General features: G+C 62.7%; 32 protein-coding genes. 11 read left to right on the top strand and 21 right to left on the bottom strand.

Features of this window, described 5'->3' with window-relative positions; all coding sequences use genetic code 11:
* The first annotated feature begins 219 nt into the window (after window positions 1-219).
* From ACR3FF_RS17130 to ACR3FF_RS17115, 4 genes are all read left to right on the top strand, one after another.
* Complete coding sequence (locus ACR3FF_RS17130; protein WP_458189313.1) at window positions 220-801, top strand: DUF7344 domain-containing protein; 582 nt, start codon at window positions 220-222, stop codon at window positions 799-801.
* Window positions 798-1,391: a signal peptidase I gene (locus tag ACR3FF_RS17125; RefSeq protein ID WP_458189312.1), complete on the top strand. Its 594-nt coding sequence runs from the start codon at window positions 798-800 to the stop codon at window positions 1,389-1,391. Before ACR3FF_RS17130 ends, ACR3FF_RS17125 begins: the two co-directional genes overlap by 4 nt.
* Window positions 1,388-1,780 carry a hypothetical protein gene (locus ACR3FF_RS17120; protein WP_458189311.1) on the top strand — a complete coding sequence of 131 codons (393 nt, stop codon included), beginning with the start codon at window positions 1,388-1,390 and terminating at the stop codon, window positions 1,778-1,780. Before ACR3FF_RS17125 ends, ACR3FF_RS17120 begins: the two co-directional genes overlap by 4 nt.
* A gap of 445 nt (window positions 1,781-2,225) precedes the next feature.
* The gene (locus ACR3FF_RS17115; RefSeq protein WP_458189310.1) at window positions 2,226-2,426 is read left to right on the top strand and encodes a DUF7835 family putative zinc beta-ribbon protein; all 201 of its coding nucleotides are present in this window, start codon (window positions 2,226-2,228) and stop codon (window positions 2,424-2,426) included.
* A gap of 148 nt (window positions 2,427-2,574) precedes the next feature.
* On the opposite strand, the gene ACR3FF_RS17110 is transcribed toward ACR3FF_RS17115, so the two are convergent.
* From ACR3FF_RS17110 to ACR3FF_RS17090, 5 genes are all read right to left on the bottom strand, one after another.
* Window positions 2,575-3,228 carry an HAD family hydrolase gene (locus tag ACR3FF_RS17110; protein ID WP_458189309.1) on the bottom strand — a complete coding sequence of 218 codons (654 nt, stop codon included), beginning with the start codon at window positions 3,226-3,228 and terminating at the stop codon, window positions 2,575-2,577.
* 68 nt (window positions 3,229-3,296) lie between these two features.
* Entirely contained in the window at window positions 3,297-3,608 is a 312-nt protein-coding gene (locus tag ACR3FF_RS17105; RefSeq protein ID WP_458189308.1) for a hypothetical protein, read from the bottom strand.
* Between the two features lie 56 nt (window positions 3,609-3,664).
* Window positions 3,665-3,976, bottom strand: a complete 312-nt coding sequence (locus ACR3FF_RS17100; protein WP_458189307.1) for a nucleoside triphosphate pyrophosphohydrolase — start codon at window positions 3,974-3,976, stop codon at window positions 3,665-3,667.
* Window positions 3,977-4,114: 138 nt separating this feature from the next.
* The gene (locus tag ACR3FF_RS17095) at window positions 4,115-5,014 is read right to left on the bottom strand and encodes a PAS domain-containing sensor histidine kinase (RefSeq protein ID WP_458189328.1); all 900 of its coding nucleotides are present in this window, start codon (window positions 5,012-5,014) and stop codon (window positions 4,115-4,117) included.
* 15 nt (window positions 5,015-5,029) lie between these two features.
* Window positions 5,030-5,155 (bottom strand): hypothetical protein, encoded by a 126-nt coding sequence (locus tag ACR3FF_RS17090; protein ID WP_458189306.1) that lies wholly within the window; start codon window positions 5,153-5,155, stop codon window positions 5,030-5,032.
* A 121-nt stretch (window positions 5,156-5,276) separates the two neighbouring features.
* On the opposite strand from ACR3FF_RS17090, the gene ACR3FF_RS17085 reads away from it, so the two are divergent.
* A complete protein-coding gene (locus ACR3FF_RS17085) occupies window positions 5,277-5,498 on the top strand; it encodes a hypothetical protein (protein ID WP_458189305.1) in 222 nt (73 codons plus the stop codon).
* A gap of 15 nt (window positions 5,499-5,513) precedes the next feature.
* Complete coding sequence (locus ACR3FF_RS17080; protein WP_458189304.1) at window positions 5,514-6,287, top strand: hypothetical protein; 774 nt, start codon at window positions 5,514-5,516, stop codon at window positions 6,285-6,287.
* A 12-nt stretch (window positions 6,288-6,299) separates the two neighbouring features.
* Here the strand turns inward: ACR3FF_RS17080 and ACR3FF_RS17075 are convergent, their stop codons facing one another.
* From ACR3FF_RS17075 to ACR3FF_RS17060, 4 genes are all read right to left on the bottom strand, one after another.
* The gene (locus ACR3FF_RS17075; RefSeq protein WP_458189303.1) at window positions 6,300-6,722 is read right to left on the bottom strand and encodes a pyridoxamine 5'-phosphate oxidase family protein; all 423 of its coding nucleotides are present in this window, start codon (window positions 6,720-6,722) and stop codon (window positions 6,300-6,302) included.
* A gap of 70 nt (window positions 6,723-6,792) precedes the next feature.
* Window positions 6,793-7,461 carry a DUF2238 domain-containing protein gene (locus tag ACR3FF_RS17070; RefSeq protein ID WP_458189302.1) on the bottom strand — a complete coding sequence of 223 codons (669 nt, stop codon included), beginning with the start codon at window positions 7,459-7,461 and terminating at the stop codon, window positions 6,793-6,795.
* A complete protein-coding gene (locus ACR3FF_RS17065) occupies window positions 7,458-8,051 on the bottom strand; it encodes a hypothetical protein (RefSeq protein WP_458189301.1) in 594 nt (197 codons plus the stop codon). The genes ACR3FF_RS17070 and ACR3FF_RS17065 overlap by 4 nt, the downstream gene beginning before the upstream one ends.
* A 357-nt stretch (window positions 8,052-8,408) precedes the next feature.
* Window positions 8,409-9,098: an SDR family oxidoreductase gene (locus tag ACR3FF_RS17060; protein ID WP_458189300.1), complete on the bottom strand. Its 690-nt coding sequence runs from the start codon at window positions 9,096-9,098 to the stop codon at window positions 8,409-8,411.
* A 195-nt stretch (window positions 9,099-9,293) separates the two neighbouring features.
* Between ACR3FF_RS17060 and ACR3FF_RS17055 the strand changes: the two genes are divergently transcribed.
* On the top strand, window positions 9,294-9,764 hold the full coding sequence (locus tag ACR3FF_RS17055) for a metal-dependent hydrolase (protein WP_458189299.1): 471 nt from the start codon (window positions 9,294-9,296) through the stop codon (window positions 9,762-9,764).
* Between the two features lie 115 nt (window positions 9,765-9,879).
* Here ACR3FF_RS17055 and ACR3FF_RS17050 read toward each other — a convergent pair whose 3' ends face one another.
* From ACR3FF_RS17050 to ACR3FF_RS17040, 3 genes are all read right to left on the bottom strand, one after another.
* A complete protein-coding gene (locus tag ACR3FF_RS17050; RefSeq protein WP_458189298.1) occupies window positions 9,880-10,797 on the bottom strand; it encodes an alpha/beta hydrolase in 918 nt (305 codons plus the stop codon).
* Between the two features lie 124 nt (window positions 10,798-10,921).
* Window positions 10,922-11,065 (bottom strand): hypothetical protein, encoded by a 144-nt coding sequence (locus ACR3FF_RS17045; RefSeq protein ID WP_458189297.1) that lies wholly within the window; start codon window positions 11,063-11,065, stop codon window positions 10,922-10,924.
* Window positions 11,066-11,295: 230 nt separating this feature from the next.
* Window positions 11,296-11,979, bottom strand: a complete 684-nt coding sequence (locus tag ACR3FF_RS17040) for a YqjF family protein (protein ID WP_458189296.1) — start codon at window positions 11,977-11,979, stop codon at window positions 11,296-11,298.
* 100 nt (window positions 11,980-12,079) lie between these two features.
* Here ACR3FF_RS17040 and ACR3FF_RS17035 point away from each other — a divergent pair, with 100 nt between their 5' ends.
* Window positions 12,080-12,907 (top strand): ZIP family metal transporter, encoded by an 828-nt coding sequence (locus tag ACR3FF_RS17035; RefSeq protein WP_458189295.1) that lies wholly within the window; start codon window positions 12,080-12,082, stop codon window positions 12,905-12,907.
* A 66-nt stretch (window positions 12,908-12,973) separates the two neighbouring features.
* A complete protein-coding gene (locus ACR3FF_RS17030) occupies window positions 12,974-13,411 on the top strand; it encodes an acyl-CoA thioesterase (RefSeq protein WP_458189294.1) in 438 nt (145 codons plus the stop codon).
* On the opposite strand, the gene ACR3FF_RS17025 is transcribed toward ACR3FF_RS17030, so the two are convergent.
* The 5 genes from ACR3FF_RS17025 to ACR3FF_RS17005 all read right to left on the bottom strand — a co-directional run bounded on the left by ACR3FF_RS17025 (window position 13,408) and on the right by ACR3FF_RS17005 (window position 18,855).
* The gene (locus tag ACR3FF_RS17025; protein WP_458189293.1) at window positions 13,408-13,917 is read right to left on the bottom strand and encodes a YkgJ family cysteine cluster protein; all 510 of its coding nucleotides are present in this window, start codon (window positions 13,915-13,917) and stop codon (window positions 13,408-13,410) included. The two genes, ACR3FF_RS17030 and ACR3FF_RS17025, sit on opposite strands and share 4 nt — an antisense overlap.
* 88 nt (window positions 13,918-14,005) lie before the next feature.
* On the bottom strand, window positions 14,006-14,902 hold the full coding sequence (locus ACR3FF_RS17020; RefSeq protein ID WP_458189292.1) for a hypothetical protein: 897 nt from the start codon (window positions 14,900-14,902) through the stop codon (window positions 14,006-14,008).
* Window positions 14,903-14,951: 49 nt separating this feature from the next.
* On the bottom strand, window positions 14,952-15,482 hold the full coding sequence (locus ACR3FF_RS17015) for a hypothetical protein (RefSeq protein WP_458189291.1): 531 nt from the start codon (window positions 15,480-15,482) through the stop codon (window positions 14,952-14,954).
* Between the two features lie 45 nt (window positions 15,483-15,527).
* Window positions 15,528-18,212: a phosphoenolpyruvate carboxylase gene (ppc, locus tag ACR3FF_RS17010; RefSeq protein ID WP_458189290.1), complete on the bottom strand. Its 2,685-nt coding sequence runs from the start codon at window positions 18,210-18,212 to the stop codon at window positions 15,528-15,530.
* 313 nt (window positions 18,213-18,525) lie between these two features.
* A complete protein-coding gene (locus ACR3FF_RS17005; protein ID WP_458189289.1) occupies window positions 18,526-18,855 on the bottom strand; it encodes a transcription factor S in 330 nt (109 codons plus the stop codon).
* A gap of 84 nt (window positions 18,856-18,939) precedes the next feature.
* Between ACR3FF_RS17005 and ACR3FF_RS17000 the strand changes: the two genes are divergently transcribed.
* Window positions 18,940-19,380: a hypothetical protein gene (locus ACR3FF_RS17000; protein ID WP_458189288.1), complete on the top strand. Its 441-nt coding sequence runs from the start codon at window positions 18,940-18,942 to the stop codon at window positions 19,378-19,380.
* On the opposite strand, the gene ACR3FF_RS16995 is transcribed toward ACR3FF_RS17000, so the two are convergent.
* The 3 genes from ACR3FF_RS16995 to ACR3FF_RS16985 form a co-directional block, all read right to left on the bottom strand.
* A complete protein-coding gene (locus tag ACR3FF_RS16995; RefSeq protein ID WP_458189287.1) occupies window positions 19,375-19,893 on the bottom strand; it encodes a DedA family protein in 519 nt (172 codons plus the stop codon). The genes ACR3FF_RS17000 and ACR3FF_RS16995 overlap by 6 nt on opposite strands.
* Window positions 19,890-20,297, bottom strand: coding sequence for a DUF8135 domain-containing protein (locus ACR3FF_RS16990; RefSeq protein ID WP_458189286.1), 408 nt, complete (start codon window positions 20,295-20,297; stop codon window positions 19,890-19,892). Before ACR3FF_RS16990 ends, ACR3FF_RS16995 begins: the two co-directional genes overlap by 4 nt.
* Before the next feature lie 120 nt (window positions 20,298-20,417).
* Window positions 20,418-20,891 carry a hypothetical protein gene (locus ACR3FF_RS16985; RefSeq protein ID WP_458189285.1) on the bottom strand — a complete coding sequence of 158 codons (474 nt, stop codon included), beginning with the start codon at window positions 20,889-20,891 and terminating at the stop codon, window positions 20,418-20,420.
* Here ACR3FF_RS16985 and ACR3FF_RS16980 point away from each other — a divergent pair.
* On the top strand, window positions 20,878-21,078 hold the full coding sequence (locus tag ACR3FF_RS16980) for a hypothetical protein (RefSeq protein WP_458189284.1): 201 nt from the start codon (window positions 20,878-20,880) through the stop codon (window positions 21,076-21,078). The genes ACR3FF_RS16985 and ACR3FF_RS16980 overlap by 14 nt on opposite strands.
* Window positions 21,079-21,282: 204 nt before the next feature.
* Here ACR3FF_RS16980 and ACR3FF_RS16975 read toward each other — a convergent pair whose 3' ends face one another.
* Entirely contained in the window at window positions 21,283-21,675 is a 393-nt protein-coding gene (locus ACR3FF_RS16975; protein ID WP_458189283.1) for a hypothetical protein, read from the bottom strand.
* Between the last annotated feature and the right edge of the window lie 116 nt (window positions 21,676-21,791).

Raw genomic sequence — 21,791 nt, 5'->3', positions numbered from 1 at the left:
TTTTTCACCGGTGATAACGAGCCGCTCACGCTCGATATGAGCCGATTGGAATTGTCCAGTCGCCGGTAGATGCCGTTCTGGGATGGAGAGAAAAACGGTCGGGCGTTACCTGGAAAAATGTTATAAATTCTATATTTGACCGTGTGTCGTACGTTAACGATATCGGGTGAGAGACATGAGCGAGAAATCCAATCACGAAATAGACGGCAGTATCGAACCATGAGCGCGACGGCTGTTCAGCAGAGTCGCTCCTCTTTGGGTGCCGACGGGCCGACCGAACTCACACAGGACGTCGCCTTCCAGTTGCTGAGTAATCAGCTTCGGCGACACATCATGCACTATCTCCTCCAGCAGGACGGACCCGTCTCACTCCACGAACTGTCGAAACGACTCGCGGCGTGGGAAAACGACGTCTCGTTCGACGAGGTCACGTACAAACAACTGATGCGCGTCTACACCGCAATTCGACAGTCCCATCTGCCGAAGATGGACGACGGCGGCATCGTCGAGTTCGATTCGAACGCCGGCGAGGTCCGACTCACGGAGGCCGCCACGAAGCTAGAGGTGTACCTGGACATCGTTCCCCACAATGGGATTCCCTGGAGTAGCTACTACCTCGGACTCGGCGGACTATCCGCCGCCCTCGTCACGACCGCGTGGTTCGAGTTGTTTCCCTTCAATCTGCTCCCGGACATCGCGTGGGGACTCGTCGTCACGGTGCTGTTCGTCGTGTCCGCGCTCGCACACAGACACCACGACCACGAAAACCGCCTCGGACAAGAAGGGAGACCACCGGCATGAGCGACTCGACGCCGTCGGTGCGGCGGGCCGTTCGCATCGGCGTGCTGGCCGTCCTCGTCGCAGGAGTCGCCCTGATGGCTATCGTCGTGTTTCCGCAACTGGTCGGGGCGGACCAGAGCTACGTGGTCGTCTCGGGGAGCATGAGTCCAACGATGAAGGCTGGCGACGTCGTCGTCCGTGATATATCCGTGCAGTCTATCGAAGCGAGTGACATCATCACGTTCGAGACGACCGACAGTCGCCCGAGTCGCACGACCCACCGCGTCGTCGAAGTCGTCGAACGCGAGGACGGTCTGCAGTTCCGGACGAAGGGCGACGCGAACGAGGAGCCAGACCCCAGACTGGTTCCTGCGAAACGAGTCGTCGGACAGGTCTGGTTCCACATCCCGTATCTCGGCTATCTCATGCGCTTCGCTCAGTCGAAACTCGGCATCCTCGCGTTCGTCGTCGTCCCCTCCGTACTACTCGTCGTTACGGAGGTGTACTCGCACGCCAAGGCGGCGACGAGTGACTCGAACCACGATGGCGTCGAGACGGACCGGGCGCTCGACGAGTTCGAATCGGAACAAGTGGAGGGGACGCGACGATGAACGGGACGAGAAACAAACTCCTCGTGCTCGTGCTGGCGGTCGTCCTGGTGTTCGGAGCGAGCACCGTGAACACGTCGCTGGGGCTGTTCACCGACTCGGAAACGCTCGGCTCCGGCAACATCGCCGCCGGAACCGTGACGACGACGTCCGCCACCGTCACGGGGAACCAGCAGGCCGCCCCGCCGAACGGGACTGTGACGACGAGCGATACCACCACTTCGACGGTCACGACCGGACCGACGACCATTGCGACGACTACCACGGACGAGACCACTGCGACGACTGCTCCTGTCAACGAGACGACGACGACCGGAACCGCTACCGACGAAACGTCGACCACGACCATCGAAACCCCGACGACCGGCGAACCGGATTCTGCGGCTGGATAGCAGTCGTCCACGGACCGTCGAGAAGTTCGGTCACGAACTCTCGCCTCCAGTTCCGTCCAGGCCGACCGGTTCACCGTCGACCCCCATCGGTGTGGCGGTGAACGTCTCGTCACCGATGTCGCTCGGATGTGCTCGATTTTCGGATCCGGTCCGGAGTCTGACCCTCGCTGGGAGAGGGCCACTCGTACATCCTCACCTCGCTCGAATCGGGACACCGCTCCCGGCTGGCTTCGAGTCCTCACGTCGACCGAACCGCCAGTTCCGAGTGCGAGGCAGTCGACGGTGTACGCATCCTCGTATCGGGATTCTGTGGGAACGAGGGCACGGAAGAGTGGCTTGCTAACGCAACTGCAACGACGATTGCGGTAAGGGGACGACTATCAGGTAACGAAGGACGGCTCCGGCTAGTACTTGTAAACCGAGCCATTCGATATCCACTTCAACGATGTCAACGAAACAACCAGAACTCGGAGAGACTGTCGAACAGTGCGAAAACTGTACCAGCAAGACGCAACACCGCGTCTCTGTCGAGATAATCACGGAGAGCGACGAAGCGGAGAACGCCGAATACTCCCGCGAGCCGTATCGTGTCACGGAATGTGTGCGATGCGGTCGGTCGTCCCAGCAGCGAATGAACGACATTTGAAGCGGATCTTCGAACGCACGAGCGAGTCGATACAGACACGAGACCCATCCCGACGGGTATCGCTGTCGGGACTCTGGGTCGTTCGCAACAGCCGTTCGGACGCGTCGTCGCCGATGAGACGACTTTCGTGCCGTTCGACCGAACGCTCCTATTCGAGAAGGGGAAGAATCCCGGTGAGACCCTCGATTTCGTAGGTCGGTTCGGCAGTGAGGTCGTATTCGGCGCGGTGCGGGCGTCGGATGAACGCCGAGTCGAGTCCGGCGTTGTCTGCGGCCAGAACGTCGCTCTCACTGTCACCGACGAACAGGGCGTCTTCGACCGCCAGATCGGCCAGTGCCCGTTCGAGGTAGTACGGTTCGGGCTTCTTTCGATGGACGGCGTCGATGGTCGGGGGGCGTCCGTAGAACGTTTCGAAGTGGTGGTCGAGCTCGAAGTAGTCGAGCATGAACTGGATGGTCGCGTGCTGGTTGGAACTGACGATGCCGAGCGGTCGGTCGAACGATTCGAGCACGTCCACGTCGTCGTAGGTGGTGGTTCTCCCCGCCTCTATCTCTCGCAGTTGGGCCTCGGAGGCGTCGTCGTCGCGTGCCTGCCAGAACTCTTCGACCTCGATGCCGTAGGCCCCACACACCCGGTGGAGGTCGTCGGGCGTGACACTGCGAGCGACGGCATTCAGGTGGTCGGGGTCGGGCTCAGCGTCGAACTCGTCGAACGCGGCCACGGCGGCCTCACGGAGAACGGAACTCGCTGGCGGTTCGACCAGCACCCCGTCGTTGTCGAACAACACGGCGTCGTAGCTCATCTGCTCTCACATCGTACCACCGACAGTTATCGTTGACGATTCGCACACTCTGCGTCGGCCGCTCGTCGTCACTCGACCGAGACGACGTTCCAGTCGTCGTCGGTCACGCGCTCTTCGGTGAGTGTCTCGCCGTCGCCGAGCACTCTGAACTGAAACTCCCCGCCTTTACGCTCGGTCTGGAGTCGAATCGTCCGAACGTCCGCGGTGACGTCGATGTGTTGTTCATTCGGCGTCCAGTCTTCTCGCACCGCTGTCAGACCGTAGTCGTTGTACGAGATTCTCGTCGAATCCTCGATGATTCCTTCACCACGTAACTCTGCAACCAGTCCCTCCTCGGTCTTGTTTTCGCGGATGACGAGTGTGTACGTCGTGAGCGACATACCGGCGGTTCACTCCGAAGCCGTAACTGCGCCGAGGTTGCCTGTGCATGCCGTTTTTATTCGACGGCTTCCAGCACGATTCCGTCCTCGAAGCCGCCGCGCTCGGCGGCTTTTTCGGCTCGCAACTGCTCTAAATCGTCGCGCGAAACGTCGGAACGGGCGGCGAGCGCGTAGACCACTTCGAGCACGTCGGCCAGTTCCTCCTGGTCGCCGGACTCGTGGAACTCGGTGACTTCCTCGTCCAGTTTCTCGGCGAGTCGCCGGTCGTACTCTGTAGCCTCCGCGACGTGTGTCCTCGGTCGGTCGCCGTTCTCCACGATGATCTCCGGGATTCGGTCCCGGACGAGTTTGTCGTACGTATCGGTCATACGACGCGATATATCAGATGAGACTAAAGTTCTGTCGAAAGGCTACCTCCAAACGCGACTCGACGGGCGACGACACGCGGTGGAGGCCCATCGCAGTTGATCTCTCCGGCGGACGGATTCGGCCACCGGCCACCGTCTTTACCGCTCTCCACTCTCGTCGTCTTTCGCCGTCGTCGTCCGAAACTGGAGTTTGAACATCGCTCCGTCGTCGCCGTCTTCGACCCAGATGTCGCCACCGTACTTCTCCATCAGTCGGTCGACGAAAAAGAGGTCGAGACCCTGTCCGTGGTGGAGTTGACTGACCTCCTCGCGACCGAAGATGAGGTCGTGTTCGTCTTCGGCGACGCCGGGACCGTTGTCTTCTACCGCGACGGTGACGGACGACTCATCGTACTCGAACCAAACGGTCACGCGTGGCACCGATGAATCGTTGTGTTCGATCGCGTTCGAGAGGACGGATTCGAACGCCACTCCGAGGGCGTCGTCGGAAGCGACGTAGACGCGTTCGTCGAACTCGGTGACGAATTCGGCGTCGGGAAACCGCTCTCGGGCAGCGTCGATCTCCTGTTCGAGTACGTCGCCGAGGCGGACGGGAAACAGCGACGGCGTCGTTCGTTCGGAGAGGAGTTCGTCCAGATTGCGGGCGGTTTCGGCGCACTGGATGAGCGAATCGACGTGTTTTCGGGCGATAGAGAGCGACTGACGCAACCGCTCGTCCTCCAGTTCGTCGGCCACGATGTCGATGTGTCCGAGAATGACGGTCGCGTCGTTTCGCAAGTTGTGACGGAGGACGCGGTTCAAGATTCGAAGACTCTGTTCGTACTGGCGGCGCTCGGTGAGGTCGGTGAAAAAGCCAACGTACCCCTGCAACTGGTCGTCTACGACCACCGGAACGCACGACCCGCGACCGTGGACTATTCGACCGTTCTTGGTCTTCGTCTCGAATCCCCCGACCCACGGATTGCCACTGGCGAGCACCGAAATCATCTCTTCGTACACTTCCTGTTGGTTGAACAGTTCGAGTGGGATATCGCCGATTAGCTCGTCTCGGCGCTAGCCGGTGAATTCGACACAGGCCTCGTTCACGTCCGTGACGACGAAGTTCGCATCGGTGATGATTGCCGGATTTTTCGTCTCTCGAAACGCCGTTTTGTATATCATCGGGTCTGGACTACCCATGTCATTAACCACCGCCCTGTTCCCAACCGTTACAGCTAGCAACATTAAATACCTTTCCAGTTGTTTGGAACTGATGTAGCAGAAATGTTTTTATTATCTAATCGAAACAAAAAATAGAGAGATGCCCCGCCAGGACACTATCGACGAATTGCGACACCCTCCACAGCGTTTCGAACAAATATCTGCGACGACACTTCCAGAATCGGTCGCCGAACTGGCAGATGAGTACGACGACGTCGCCGGCGAACGTGACCGGTACCTCTGGCAGTCGATATACTCTCTCTTTCCGTCGTTTACCCTGTCGTCTGTTCCGCCGAAGTTCGCCGCAACGGCACGGACGTAGAAGACGATTCTCACCATGTTCGTGACCCTCCTCGACGACCTCGAGGAGGTCGGCCACGACCGAGAGACGTTCGAAGAAGCGCGTCAGATTCCGTTTCGTTCCACGAGGATACATCCCGACCGTGACGGCGTCGACACCGAGCAACTTCGGTTCATCCGGCGCGTCTGGGACGTCTTCGAGGAAGGCGTCGCAACCGCCCCAAAACACGACGAGTACCGAGATATCTTCGAATGTGACCTCCGCCAAACCCTCCTCTCTATCGATTACTCGTGTGTCGTCAACGACCACATCGAACTGTCGAATATGGCGGGGATACAACACTACGACCCTCACAACATGCTCATGTTTCCGTACGCGGGTATCGACCTGATGTTCTCTCCGTCATTCGTCCCCACCGACCTCTCTGCGGTTCGGTCGGTCATCTGGGAACTCCAACCGATGGCCCGCATCGGTAACTGGACGACGACGTGGGAGCGCGAACTCCACGAGGGCGATTACACCGCGGGTCCCATCGTCTACGCGCTGGAACACGGCATCATCTCGCCGAACGACCTCGACCTGGACGACGACGAGGCAATCGCACGGGTGACGAAGTCGATACGAGACCACGGTATCGAAGAACGGTTCATCGACGAGTGGCGCCAACGCTACGAAGCAGTCGAGAAACGAACGACCCGAGCCGAGAGCGTCGACATCGAATCTCTCGTCGAGGGGATGCGGACCGTACTCCCTATCAACTCGCAGCACGCGGTCGAAAGTAGCTCTTCGCCGATTTCACGTCGTCTTTAGTTTCTGGTCGTTCTACGTCTTCCGTCCCGTCACGTGCTCGATTTCGAGTTCGTATATCTTCGGCTCTACGTCGTCGATGTTCTCGTCGAACACGCGAAGCGGCAGGAATAGCTCGTTAACCGCTGACTCGTCGAACGACTCGGCGACCGGGTGGAGCGTTCCCGTCATGAGGACGCTCCACGACTCGTCGCCGTTCGCGTCGTAGACCACGAAACAGGCGGTGTCGGTCGTCTCCACGTAGTCCATCTTATCACCACTGTCTTCGACGGCGAACCGGAGAAGCATCCGCTCGCCATCGTAGTGACATCCGACTGGGATGGCGTAGGCGTCGTCACCGCGTGCGAGCGAGAGGATTCCGGTCCCGGCCTCCCGAAGTCTGTCTTCGATCTCTGTCTCGTCCATGCCGAAGGTGTAGACGTACTCGACGTGTTCCATACCGTCCGATACGACGGCAGAGGGTATAAATCGGGGTATCGACGTATCGGAACCAGACGGACTGGCAACGTCACCGGTCTGCGGTGTCCGAAGACAACTGCGCGAGGAGTCGTCTGGTCACGCCAGAGAGGTACGCCGTCCCCCAGATGGCGACGACGAGCGCGCCCACGGTACTGTAGAAGAGGTCGAGAACCGTATCGTCCAGTCCGTACTGCGTGAGGATTCCGCCGATACCGAGTAGCCGTGCGAACTCGCTGGTGAAAAACTCTACCAGTTCCCAGACGACGCCGAACGCCATGACGAACAACAGGAGGTAGACGAACATGAACCGGGGCGTGAGGTTCAATCCCTCCGTGTGCTCGTCGAGTGCCCGCGCAGTCGCGTAGGCGGCCCCGGCCACGAGCGACGACGACAGCGCGTGAGTCATGTGGTCCCACCACCACACCGACTTGTACGCACTGAGGTCGATGATACCCGGAATCTGGAGCGTACCGAACGCGTGTAAGAACATCGCGGTCGTGATCCAGAGGACGAGACCGACATCCATCGTGATGTCGTAGTCCCGTTCGAGCAACGCCGGTAGTTGTGTGACGGCGAGTCCGGCGAACGCGTTCACTACGATGCCGGTGTTCCTCTGCCAGAGTCCGGCGACGAAGATACCGACCAGTCCGACCTGCATCACGCGGACGAGTTGTGCCTGCCGTCCCTTCGAGAGGTGGAGGTGCTCGCGGAGTTTCACGTGTACTCTACCTCCTCGACGAATCGGGCGTCGGCCCGTTCACGCCGCCGGAAGTACCACCGGAAGACGCCGCCGGCCACGAGGCCTCCGGCAGTTGCCGCGATGAAGACGTACATCAACTGCCGATTCGTCTGTACGAACGCCGTTCCCCACGTGGCGTGGGCGAATCCGGCACCGACCGCCCAGAACCCGGCGACGGCCATCGTCGTGATGACTACGAAAAGCACGGCGAACGAGGGCGTCATTCGCACCGCCGTCAGTAGATGCAAATCGACCACGACGAGCAGCGCCAGCGTCGCGATTGAGAGTGCGTCCACGAAGTCGCTGGCGAGGTCGGGCCGGAAGAGGCCGACTGCGAGCGGGAGGGCGGCGGCCAGCACGAACGGGAACGGGAGCATCTTCCGCCACGACCGCGCGAGGACCGCGGGTACGAGTGACACCGTCGCGACGACGAGGGCGAACCCAGCCGTCACGAACTGCTCGAAAACGATACCGGCTAGCGCGAACGAGAGAACGATACCGACCAGCAACCCCGACGAGGCGGCGTTCGTCTCCGAATCGCGTACGAACCACTCGTCTAATCGAACCATCGAACTCCCTCCGGAAATCTCTGTGCCCCCACCATTCTCACAGAGTACAACATTCGGAAGCAAAAATCTTCGTTCGTCTCGTCACTTCGTACGATACAGCGTTCGTCGAACGCAGAACGACGCGAAGCGTCGCGGTGGAAGGTGCCGCCGGACGTGCGGGGGCGACCCCCGAGCTAGAGCGACTTCCGCCGTGAGGATTCGAACGGCGAGGGTGAGGATTCGATTGGGTGAGGGAGAGAACCGACGAGCGGTCAGTCGAACCGCTCTGGCGTCGGTACGCTCGCCCCTCGTCGTGGTCGACGGTGTAGTTTTTCGACGCCGAACGTCACCGTGACGCCGCTCGACGCACGATCCGACCTACTTCGTCGCCTGCCGCCACTGTTTCAACCCGACGAGTTCTCCGTTCACGTCCGTCGCCTCCGTAGCGGCCCAAACGAACAGTTCGGCGACGTCCGCCGGGTCGCGTCCGGCCCCGTCCATCATCTCCGTGGCGACCACGCCGGGGTCGATGCCCACGACCGTCTGGTCGAGTTCGGCAGAGAACCCCCGAACCAGCGCCTCTGCTCCGGCTTTCGACACTCCGTAGGAACCGTACCCTGCTTTCGTGAGGTGACCGATTCCGCCGGTGGGGACCAGTATCTGTCCGTCGTCCGCGAGGTGCGGGAGTGACTCTCGAATCGTCGCGTACACCCCTCGGCAGTTCGTTCGGAACGTGTCGTCGAAGGCGGCGTAGGACTCGCTCGCGAGTGGCGTCTCACCGGGCGTTCCGTGGTAGACGCCCGCGTTCGCCACCACCACGTCGACGCCATCCGTATCGCCGAATCTGGCAGCGGTCTCCATCAGGCGTTCGACGTCGAACTCGTCGCGCACGTCGGCCCGGAGTCCGGTCACGTCACCCGTGTCTTCGATGTCCGCGACTACCGTCTTGACATCGTCCGCGTCGCGCCCGCAGATGACGACGCTCGCGCCCCCGTCTGCGAACTCGCGTGCGACCTGCTCGCCGATTCCTCGCGTCCCGCCGGTGACGACTACCGTCAGTTCGTCCATGTCGCAAGCAAAGCGTGGGCGCGTAAAACCGGTTTCCGTCTCGTGCTCTGCCCTCTCACTCTTCCGTCCCGTGCTCTGCCCTCTCACTCTTCCGTCCCGTGCTCTGCCCTCTCACTCTTCCGTCCCGTGCTCTGCCCTCTCCGACTCGTCATCTCGTTTCGTCGTGGTTAACCGCCTGCGGCCCCTGTCGGAACTATGTACCGACCGGGCCACTACGGCGTGGCGCTCGCCCTCTACGCGCCGTTCGGCTGTCTCCTCGTCGCGGTCGGGTTGACCGACCGCGCGCTCGTCGGCGGGGGCGTGCTCCTCGCGCTGGCGATGCTGCCCGACCTCGATACGAAGACGGACCGACTCCGCCACCGTGGCGGGACACACTCGCTCGCTTTCGCACTCGTCGTCGGCCTCGTCGCCGGTGTCGTCGGTGGCCTCCTCGGCGGTCCGTGGTTCGCCGGATTCGGACTGTTCGTCGGAACGCTCGCGGTCGTCTCTCACCTCCTCGCCGACGTCATCACGCCGATGGGAATCCGCCCGTTCTGGCCAGTTTCCCCCCGACACTACACGCTCGACGTGACGCCCGCGAACGACCCGGTGGCGAACTACCTCCTTCTCGTCGGTGGCTCCGTTCTCGCTGGTGGGGCGTGGCTCCTCGTGTGGGCCGTCGGCTAACTCGTCGCGGCGCTCGCGTCCTCCGACCGTGGCAGTTCGTCCTCGGCGATATACGAGCGTTCGAACCGAACGAAGGCCGATTGCAGTTCGACAGTTCGCCCCGTCCGGAACACGACTACCGGCCGACGTGCCGGTCGAGGAACGCCGTCTCGTACCCCAGCACCTCCTCCATCGCGCTCTCGTACACGTCGAAGTGGCCTACCGGGAGTTCGACGTACGTGGCGTCGGCGCGCTCTGCGGCCGCCTCGACGGACGATGACGGAACGATGTCGTCGTCGCGTCCAGCCACCAGGAGGAGCGGACAGGGAACCGATTCGATGGCCGAAACGGGGCGATAGAACGGAATGTCGAGAAACGCTCGCGCCGGTATCTCGTTTTCCCACACCGGCGGGTCGGGGACGAGGTGGAGCATGCCCGCCTTCGCGCCCGGCGTGTTCATCACGGCGAACTCGTCCGGGTCGCCCACGACGGGCACCGTGTGTGGGCTTCTGAACGTGTACTTTCGGATGAGGTCACGGACTCCGGCGACCGTTCCGCGGAGGAGTTTCTTGAGGCCTGCCTCGCGGGCTACTACCCGACCGTCCACGAACGGGACCTGCGCGACGACCGCAGAGAGTCGGTGGTCGCCCGCTGCGGCCTCTATGACGTGCCCACCGCTGTACGACGTCCCCCAGAGTGCGATACGGCGGCGGTCGACGGCGTCGAGTCCCCTGACGTGGTCGATAGCCGCCTCCCAGTCGGCGACGTGTCGAGCGGGGTTCACGAGGTTTCTCGGCTCGCCGTCGCTGTCCCCGAAGTTCCGATAGTCGAAGAGGAAGACGGCGTACTCGTTGGCGACGAACTGCTCGGCGATGTCCGGCAGGCCGAACGTTCGCTCCCCGGCGAATCCGTGCGCCATCACGACGACGGGCGGATTCGAGACGCCTTCTGGCGTGTAGAGCCACCCAGCACATCGCGTCCCATCGCTCTCGAAGTCGGCGTCGTTTTTCGCGTAGCGCAGACGTGATAGTCCGCGTGCCCGTGTGTTCGTCATCGGGTTTCACAACGACGAGCAGCGACATAAAACTCGGCGCACTCGCTCGGAGCCGCGACCGGTACTCCCCCGATGCGCATCGTCTCGGTGCCGTACGGACCCACAGAATCGATGGTTCCCCGACTCACCAGTCCATGAACGACAGTTCCTCTTTCTTGCCGGTCACCGCTCGCATCATACACCCCCGACACACCCACAGTTCGCCTGTGCGGCCGACCAGTTTCGTTCCGTTCGACTTCCGTGTTTCGCAGATGTCACAAACCCCCATGACCTTCTTCTCTACCTCCGTGAATTTCAATCTCCTGCCCGTCTGAGGCCGGGTTTTCCCTCTTTCGGCCGTCACCGTGCTGTCGTCGAAGAACCATCGGCCAGACGTGGGCGGGCACAACCGCTTCGTGTGAGGGGTTTCACGGTGGTACCGACGTCGCCACACGCCACTCGCACGGCACTTCTCGTCGAAAAACTGGCTTCGCTGTCTCGTCCGGTCGGCGATCTCCGTCAGTCAGCCAGTCGTTTCGGGGCGTGAACGCGAAACGCCATGCGTGGACAGTACCGCGCGCGCGGTTCTTCGGCCGGCGCAGGCAGGCCGACCGCCTCGAACAGCGAATCCGCGGCGACCTCCGTCGACACGTCGTAGAGATACCACGGGTCGTGCTCGACGCGAGCGGTGAGGAGTTCGTCTCGGGGGACGAACAGCCGATATCGCTCCGCGAGAAACGACGAGAGCGACTCCGATTCCGGCGTGGTCGCGGACCCCTGTGGTCGGTAGGTCGCCTCGAACTCTGCGGGGGGTGCGTCGGCGTGAACGCGTTGACTGCGAACGCGGCGTGAGTCGCCGAGATTCGTGGCGATGGTCGCGTGGTAGTACGGTAGTCGATAGAGCGACCGCGCGACCCGAGTCGCCAACCGACTGGCGGTGTCGAGACTCAGAAAGTAGACGCCCTGCGTCTGGCCGAGTCGGACGTAGGTTCGGAAGTTGACCTGCGGGAACGTCATCCCGAACTGTGGCGGCACTCCTGGTGGTCTGGCGTTTTCGACAGTCGAAGCGAGAACGCTGACCCACACCCGTCCGTCGTAGCTATCGAGCGCCAGCGAATCGGGGACGACGGTTCGGAGGGCGTCGTATTCGACTGGCCAGTGGACGAACAGACAGTCTCGCCACGTGAACTGGAGTACGCGCATGGACACCGAATCAGCCACTCGTGGCGAGTCTGTCACTGGAAAATAGTTTTGTGGCCGAGAAACGACGGGTTTAATAACAAACGCAGTCGGATTAATAACCATGTCACGACTATCTCGGCTGGGACTCGCCGGGTTCGTCACACTCGTCGTCCTCTCGTGGTTCACGGTGGCCGCCGGTCTGGAGAAGGTGCTCGTCATCGCGTGGGCCGCGTTCGGCGCGATGGCGGGGGGCACCGTGCTCGGGGCGCGGGCGGGCGAGTCCACGCACGCGAAGAAACTCGTCTGGGCGTTCGGCCTCGCGAGCGGAGCGATGATAACCAGCGCCGCCGTCTTCCTCGTCCCGCAGGCTATCGCCCACCATCCGCAGTTCGGCGGGTTTGGAATCGCGTTCGGTGTCCTCACCGGCTTCGCGGCACACACGATCGGCCACCGAGCGATGCACATGGACGTGCCCTTCGACCACGCCGCCGTCGAACTGACCGCTCACTCGTTCGCGGCGGGGGCCATCATCGGACTCGTCTACGGGAACGCGGACATCGGTCTCTTGCTCGGACTCGCCATCGTCTCGCACAAGGGGCCCGCGGGGTACGCCGCGGCCCACCGCCTCCAGCGTGAGGGGAAACCGCCGTCCATCTTGCTCTTGCCTTCTGCTGGCGTCGGCATCACGGCCATGCTTTCGGCGCTCCTCGAACTGCCATCCAGTGGTGCGGTGAACGGTCTCGTCTTCGGGTTCGCGTCGGGCGTCTTCCTCCACGTGGCGATGGACTTCCTCCCGCGCTGTGAACTCGGCGGCGAGGTGTACGAGGTGGCGCAACTCTCCGACCACGCCCACCACCTCCTCGACGAACTCCGCACGCACGCTGTCGCCAGCACGGCCCTGGGTGGGATAGTCGTCTTCGTCGCGTGGATGACCATCGCCAGTCCGTGAGCGCGGTTCGACGACGATTCGTCGACCGACACAAGGACTATTCGCCCGCCAGCAGTAGCCTTCCCCATGCCGACGCTGCTGGATACGTACATCGAGAATCGAGAACGCGTCCAACCGAATCACGCGAACAACTACGAGACGGCCCACGGCGGTATCGTGATGAAGTGGATGGACGAAATCGGCGCGATGTCGGCGATGCGCTTCGCGGGCGAAACCTGTGTCACCGCCAGCGTCGACCACATGGACTTCCAGCGCCCCATCCCGGTGGGCGACACGACGGTCATCGAATCCTACGTCTACGACGCCGGACGGACGAGCGTGAGAGTCCGACTCCGCGCGTTCCGCGAGGAACCCCGGACGGGGGAACGCGAACGGACCACCGAATCGTACTTCGTCTACGTCGCGGTGGACGACGACGGCGAACCGACGCCGGTACCGGAACTCGATATCGAGACGGAACGCGGACGAGAACTCCGCGAGGACGCTCTCACCGACGGCGATTAGAGCTCTCGGGTCGAGTCTGGATTCTCCAACTCCCAGAGATACTCCGGTAGAAAGGCGTCGAGATTGTCCACTATCCTGCGGTCGCTCACGTTCATCCCCTCGCAGTGGTCGCCCGCCGAGTCCCGGATGTCGACGTGTATCTCGCCTTCCTCGCGGCGAACCGAGAGGGGATAGACCGAACAGCGTGCCGGTTTCCAGTCGTGTTCGGCGTGGAGTTCACAGAGACCGTCCTCCCGCAGGAAGTGACAGGCCTGGCCGTCCTCGGCGGTGTGTTCGTGGCCTTTCTCCTCGCGTCGGACGAAATCCTCGCCGCGGAACCGCGTGGTCGCCTCGTCTAAGTTCGCTCGCTCGCCGAGTTCGAAGAACTCGCGGTCGTACAGCAAGACCCCGTGGTGACAGCACCACGTACAGCTATCGACGCACTCGAACGTGAGGTCGGGGTTGAACTCCACGACCGCCTCCCGACCCGGATGCACTTCGACGCGAACCGGGGTGTCGGCGCTCACACTCACGGGTCGGAGGTGCGTGCTGAAAGGTCACCCGGTTTCGGAGTTCGAGTCGCCGCCAGGGTTCGACGTCTCCGTCGTCCGAGGCTCACGACTCGATTTCTACGTTCCGTTCGACGACGCCACCGTCCCAGTGGAGTGCCAACCGTTCCGCGTCGTGGCGATAGTCGTACCGCCACGTTCGGGTTTCTCCGGCGGGCACGGGCAACGTGAACCACGCAAGCACCGCGACGCCACGCTGGTTCAACACGCCCCGAAACACGCCGTCTCCCTCCCCGACGTTCCGAACCGTCAGGCTCAGTTCGAACGGAGTGGAGACGACGCGTTCGGGGGCGTCGAACTCCACGACCTCGAACTGCGGTCGCGGTGCGGTGAGCGCGGCCACCCGTTCGTCGGTCAGCGACCACGATGCGTCGGCGTCGTGGCCGTGCCACCGAATCGTCATCTCGCCCCGGGGGTCGTCGGGAATCTCGAACAGCAACCAGCCGTGACCGTAGCTCTCCCAGTCTTCGTCTCGCGTCTGATAGTAATCTACGTCGCGGTCGGAATCGACCGATTCGAGGAGTTCTCCCTCGAACTCCGATTTCGCCCAGTAGTCCGTCCCGCCGAGCGAGACGGCGAACTCGGAGCGAGGTGGCGGCAGGTCGTTGTCCGCCGAGACGAGCGCGAAGACGAACTGGGTGCCTTCGTGCGAAGCGACGGTCAGTGCGTCCGGGACGTTCGCGTAGATAATCGAGTGTTGCACCCAGCAGTCCGAGACGGTGAGCGTCAGTCCGTCACGCGTCGTAATCGACTCGACCCCGAGTCGTTCGACCGACTCGTCGGCGAGAGTCTTGGTCGGCGTCCCGGTCGGAGTGGCCGTTTCGGTCGTGCTTGTCGTCGTTTGCGTCGGGGACGTCGGTCCCGCCTCGTCTCCGTCGATGGCGGTACTCGCACAGCCGGAGAGCGCGAGCGCGGAGAGCGAAAGCAGGCGACGACGTTTCATACACTGCTTGTCATATAATGTGTTAAGTATTTTCAGGAAGGCGATGGAATCACTCCACGTCACCTTCGTTCCCCGACTCCGTCTCGATTCGAATCCCCGGAACCTGATTCGCTTCGACGCCGACCAACCCGCCCGGGCACCGAACGACGTTGTTGACGACGAACGGCGTCCCGATTTCGACCGCCGGGTCGCGGCGTTCGACGTAGAGGTCGCGACGGACGAGTTTCTGCGCCTGAACCCGCCTGTCGGTACCGAGAAACCGTGCCGTATCTCTGTTCCGCCACTCCACGACCAGTCCGTCGAACACGTCCACCGTCTCCGGCGGCCACGGGTCGCCGAACCCGCATCCGTCGACGGACGGGACGTTCGTGTCGGGTTCCGACTTGTCCGTGACGATGACGATGCGGTTCAGATACTCCTCGGATAGCTCGGGCGGGTCTTCGAACACCATCCGCCGGTTCAGCCGGTTGAGTTGGTTCGCGCTCCCCACTCCGACAGCGCCAACGAGTCCGAACGAACTCCCCGCCCGTCTGAGAAATCTGCGCCTGTTGAGTTCTGTCATCGTTTCCCAGACAGTCACGCGACGTGAACGTCCGTAGTCTTTATTGTGAACCCTCGGCGGTCGCTATCCAGTGTTTTTCATCCCGGCGGCGACCCCGGTCACCGTCAGTCTGAGCGCGCGGCGTTCCGTCTCGGTGAGGTGTGACTGACGGAGCAGTTGCACTTGCAGGAGGTTCAGCGGGTCGACGTACGGATTTCGACGCGAGAGGCTTTCGCGGAGCCAGTCGCGGGTGAGGAGCCCACTGCGTCCCGTGATTTCGGAGACCAACTCGACACAGCGGTCGTACTCCGCCTGCAACCGCGGGAAGAACTCCGCACGCAGGTCGTCCGAGGCGAGCGTCGCGTACTCTGCCGTGATCTCCAGGTCGGTACGGGCGAGCGCCATCGCCGCGTTGTCAAGCGTGGTTCTGAAGAACGGCCACTCGTCGTACATCTCGCGGAGCGTGTCGAGGTCGCCGTCCTCCAGATAGGCGTCGAGGCCCGCCGCGAGAGCGAACCATCCCGGCAGGATACAGCGCGATTGCGTCCACGAGAACACCCACGGAATCGCCCTGAGGTCTTCGACGGTGCGCTCGCCCGACCGCGAGGCGGGTCGCGACCCGAGGTTGAGGTCTTCGATGACCCGAATCGGCGTGGTCTCCTCAAAGTAGGCGACGAACCCATCGGTTTCGAGCAGGTCGCGGTACTCTTCCCGTGCGGCGTCCGCGGCGACGTCCATGACCTCGGCCCACTCGTCGGGGAGGGTTTCGTCGTCGGTCCGGTACACGTCGTATCGAGCGCGAATCTGGGCGTCCAGCATCTGCTCGACGTTGCGCTCCGCGATGGCGGGGTTGGCGTACTTCTCGGCGATGGCCTCGCCCTGCTCGGTGAACTTCACCTGTCCGGAGACGGTCTCCCGTGGGAGCGCCAGGAGGGCTTCGTTCATCGGACCGCCACCGCGAGAGATGGACCCGCCGCGTCCGTGGAACAGTCGGAGGGTCACGTCGTAGTCGTCCCCGATGCTGGCGAGGCGCTTCTGGTTGCGATAGAGGCTCCAGTTCGCGGCGAGAAAGCCGTTCTCCTTGTTCGAATCGGAGTACCCGAGCATTATCTCCTGAACCCCATCGCGTGCGTCGAGTGCGGCGGCGTAGGCGTCGTTTTCGAACAGCGTTCCGACGATGCGCCGGGCACCCGAGAGGGCGTACTCGGTTTCGAGCAGCGGGACCACGTCCAGTCCGGAGTAGCCCGGCAGGTCGACGATGCCGGCCTGGTCGGCGAGAAAGAGCACTTCGAGGACGTGGCTTGCCTCTTCGGTCATGCTGATGCAGTAGGTGTCGATGGCCTTCTGTCCGTACTCTCGCTGCCAGTCGGCGGTCTTCGAGAAGAGCGTCAGCACGCGGGCTGTGGTGTCCGAAAGGCCGGTCGTGTCGAAGTCGACGAGCCGCTCGTCCTGCAGTATCGCCTCGGTGAGCAACTCGACGCGCTCGGCTTCGTCCATCGACTCGTAGTCGATGCCCTCGCGTTCCAGCACCTCGGCGATGGCGCTGGTGTGATTCTCCTGGTGGTCACGCAAATCGAGCGACGCGAGCGTGAACCCGAACGTCTCGACGCGCCGTCGGAGGGGTTCGACTTCCGCCTCGGCGATGCTCTCGCCGCCGTTCGCCCGGAGGCTGTCGAGAATCGCGTCGACGTCGCCCAGCAGTTCGTCGGCGTCGTCGTAACCACCGGGGCGGACGTCGCCGACGCGGTCGATTCGCTCGCGCATCAGCGCCAGTTTCTGGCGGTAGGGTTCGTCCGGATAGCGGTCTCCCGCTCGTTCGGCGATGGTGGGAAACTGCTCTCGGTCGCTCTCTAAACTCGCGTCGAACCGACCGCTCGTCTCGACGCGGTCGCCGTCCTGACTGAGCACGCCCGAGAGACGTTTCAGTTCGTCACGGTAGCGCGACAGCACGACGTCGTGTTGGCGGTCGAGCGTCTCCGCCGTCACCTCGGGCGTGACGTGTGGATTGCCGTCCCGGTCGCTTCCGGCCCACGACCGAAAGCCGAACAGTTCGGGCACCTCGACGTCGAACTCCGCGCCGACGGTGCGGTCGAGTTCGTCGTACACGTCGCCGACGACGTCGAAGAGGACGTTCTCCAGGTACCAGAGGACGTTCCGCGCTTCGTCCGCGACTTCGGGACGGCGCTTTCGCACCTGTCGCGTCTCCCAGAGACCGATAATTTCGCTCTCCAGTCGTCGGTCGATGCGCTCGCGCTCGCGGTCGGTGAGACGGTGTTCGTCCAGTTCTTCGAGCAGGAACGCGACCGACCGGAGTTTCGCTTTCACCGTCTTCCTGCGGGCCTCGGTCGGGTGTGCGGTGAACGTTGGAACGACGTTCACGTCCTCCAACACGCGCGCTACGGTTTCCGAGTCGGCGTCCTCGTCGACGAGCGTCTCCGTCGTCGAGCGGAGGCTATCCTCCAGCGTTCCCGCTTGCGTTCCCTCACGGATAGCCCGGACGCGCTGGCGTTCCTCGGCGAGGTTGATGAGTTCGAAGTAGGTCGCGAACGCTCGCGCGACGTGGCCGGCACGCTCGGGCGAGAGGTCGCTTATCTCCTCTCGGAGCGGGTCACGGGAGTCGGCGTCCCCGCGACGGTAGTCGATGGCTCCCGTCCGCAGGGTTTCGACCGTCTCGAACGCCTCGGCCGAGCCGTGGTGCGAGAGGACGTCCCCCAACAGGGCGGCGAGTTCGCGCACGTCCTGTCGCACGTCTCTGGTGTGTAATCGCATACCAGCTAGTCGTCGTTGCCGTACGTAAAACGTCGGACTGGGGTCAAAATCTGCACGTATCGCCGTCGGTGCTGGACGAGTGGGCGGTGTGACGGTAGTGATGGGCGAGCGTCGTCGGTCCGGGGAGTAGCGTTAACTGGCCGGAGTCGAGTGGTCGAATCGGATGGCGAACCACCTGATGTGTCCGGAGTGCGGTTGGACAGGGACGAAAGACGACGGCACCGGGAGTCACGTCTGTCCGGTCTGTGGTGCCGACATCGAGGGGTGAGACGCCTCTCCGAACTCTACTGGTCGAGACTGCGTTCGAGAGCAGTCAGTTGTACTCGCGCCAGCGATAGCCACACTCCTTGCACTTGAAAAATCGCGTCGGCGGTTCGTCCGCGGAGGCGGTCTGTTTGATGGTGTACCACGCCTCGCCGTGGCCGCACTTGTCGCAGGTCACGTCGTTCGCGGTGGGTTTGCCCTCGAAATCGGCCCCCTCTTCGGTTTCGATGACCGCCGAATCGCCCTGTTCTTCGGTGGAGACGAACTGCTTCGCGCGCTCTTCGTCCTTGGCAGTCGTCGCCTGACAGTCGTCGTTCGTACAGACCATCTTCGACCCCATTGACTTCATCATGGAACCGCACTCGTCGCAAAATTGCATACCACGAGTTACGGGTCCAGCCTCAAAAGCGCCACGTAACAGCCTCACAGAAGACTTATTCGCCGCTGTCGTGTCATTCGCGATATGACTCCCCGCTCCTCCCCGCTATCGAGACGAGCGATGCTCGCCGCAGGGACGGCCCTCGCGACCACCGCGATCGCCGGCTGTTCCGGACAGGCGGAATCCTCCAGTGCCGACTGCGAGACCGCCGTGGTCAGCCACGGCGACCCCGACGTCCTCCAGACGGTGATGGTCGTCCCCGACGGTGACGATGCACAGCTCCGCATCCACCTCGTCGACGGCGCTCCGGAATCGACCGACAGACTGCGGGTGTACGACTCGTCCGGCGAACTCGAACACGAGATTCCGACCGACGACCGCCGGACGTACGTACAGCATCTCGGGCCACGCCCGACGCACGGCCAGTTTCGGGTCGTCTCCTACGACGGCGAGGAGACGGACGAGATGGTCGTGGAATTCAACTGCTGGGTCGGGGACGACTCGTGGGGCGGGAGCGACTCATAACGAGAGCAGGTGGAGCAGGTCGTCGCGGCCGACGTACACCAGGCCGGCGACCGTCGCGTTGAACGAGAACGCCCCGACCGTCGTGAAGACGACGAATCTTCGAAGCCGCATCTCGGCGAACCCGGCGGGAATCGAGATGACCGAGCGGAGCACCGGCAGGAATCGGCCCCAGAGCACCGAGTGTTCGCCCCACCGTTTGAACCACCGTCTCGCCCGGTCCGTGTCGTCCTCGGAGACGTGGAGGTATCGCCCGTAGCGGTCGAGCGCGTCGTTGCCCTCGCGCCCAACGACGTAGGGGACGAGCGCGCCGACCGTCGTTCCGAGCGTCATCGAGAACACGAACAGCGCGAACCCGAGCGGGCTATCGATGAGCAAGCCCGCCGCCGACGGGACGACGAGCTCGCTCGGCAAGAACGGAAACAGCATCGATGACTCCAGAAACGCGAACACGAATACGGCGAAAAACCCGTACTGGTCGACCAGCGACAGGGCCGTCTCGGTGAAACCGTTCATTCGTCGAGTGGCTCGACGTCGTCGACGACCATCGGACAGTCGGCGACGCGGAAGTGCTCGGTATCGACCATCGCCACGATGTCGGTTCCGTCGTGGGTGCAATCGAGCTTCGGCGGGTCGCCGAAGTGCGGACAACTGTGGCAGGTGCTCTTCGGGATGGTGCGCACGTCGCGGTCGTTCGCACTCTCCTCGCGGGGGGCGGCGACGACCAGTTCGCCGCTGTCTTCGGCCAGCAGGTCGTGCCAGAGGTCGTCCGCGTCGACGTCCTCGACATCGACCTCGGTGAAGGCGTCCTCGAACGCTTCCCTGTCGCGGTTCCGACGCGTCTCTACCTCGGCGGCGAGGTCGGCCAGCGGTTCATCCTGCTGCTCGGCAGAGCGTCGCTCGTCCCCGTCGTCGGTCATTCGTTTACCACCTCGTCTAGTCAGTCGTCCACCTCGGGGTTGAGGGTTTCGCCCTCCAGTGCGGGGACGGCACCGACGACGAGCGTGTTCGAACCGAAGAATCCGCGCTTGGGTTCGACGTCATTGACTGTCACTCCACAGTGGGGACACGACGGTTCGGTGAGAAGTGCGATGGTCACGCTCGTTCCGCACTCGCCACATTTGGCACTCTTGATGCCGTGATGATTGGCAGTCCGGGCGAGTTCCGCAGTGGCCGCCCGCTCGGCGTTTTGTGCCGCGAGCGTTCGCGTCTGGTCGCGGATGGACACGAGCGCACGAGCAAGCACGTCGAGTCTGTCGTCCAGTCACGTCGAGTCTGTCGTCCAGTTCGTCGGTCGTCTCGGTGAGATAATCGAGCACCGATTCGAAGTTCTCGAATCCGGAATCCATGCGCTCGCGGTTCGCTGTGACGAGTTCGCCGAGCCTGTCGAGTTCGGTCACCGCCTGTTTCAACGCCTCCAATTCCGCCAGTTTCGCCCGGAGGTCGGGGTGGTCGTGGTCGGCGAGAGCTTTCTCGTCCGTCTCCAGTTTGACCTGTACGATGCGCTCGCGCACGTCGGTCGTCGGTCAGTTTGTCTCCGAACTCCTCGCGCAGCGCGTCGAGTTCGGAATCGATTACGTCGTCTTCGTCGATGGCGCGATGGGCGGCGAGCAGTTCGGAGAGCAGTCGCTCTCGGGAGACGCCGAGTTCGTCTGCTTTCTCGTCCAGCCACCGGTCTACCGCCTGCGGGAGTTATGCTGAGTGTGCTCTACCAGTATCTTCACTCGCCATCGGATGTACGCCCACTCCTCACAGTGTTGACTTAACGTTTCGGCTCCACACGAACACGATTTTTATCGACGACAAAGATTCTTGACAGGACGAGCAGAGTCCTTTCGCTCCGAACAGTGTCGTTTCAGTCGGTCGAAAGGCCGCTCACGCACTCGCCGCCCGTCGCCCGACGTGCTACCGTATCTTGCGGACGTTGCTGATGTCCAGTCCGTCGTCCTGGATGTCGGTGAGACTCTCCTGGTTGACCAACACGAGGATGAGCCCATCCCACGCCTGCGACGCTTTTTTCATCCCTTTGAGGAGCATGGTCACTTCGTTCCAGTCGACCTGTTCGTCGGGCAGTGAGATGAGGTCGGTGAGCGAGTCGATGACGACGAGGTTGCCGGGCGCGTGCTCGGTCAGGTACTCGCCGAGGGCTTCGAGTACGCCCTGACGGCTCTGACTCTTCCCGAGGTCGTTGATGGTGCGGCGCTTTTCGACGTACCAGTCGCGGGGAATTGGACTCAGACCGAAGTACTCCGTCGAGAGGTCTTTGAACGTTATCGTCCGCGAAACGGGGGCGACCATTCGTATTCGGTTAAGAGGCTAAATCGCAAGCCGACGGCTACCTGAACTCGTAGAGCGAAGGGGAGGTTGTATGAGACTCTCCCCGGATGCAATTACATCGCTGCTGACTTCGCTCT

It is taken from the genome of Haladaptatus ordinarius (genome assembly GCF_054177595.1).
Note: the sequence above shows the minus strand (reverse complement) of the source record. Positions and strands in the feature narration are given on the sequence as shown.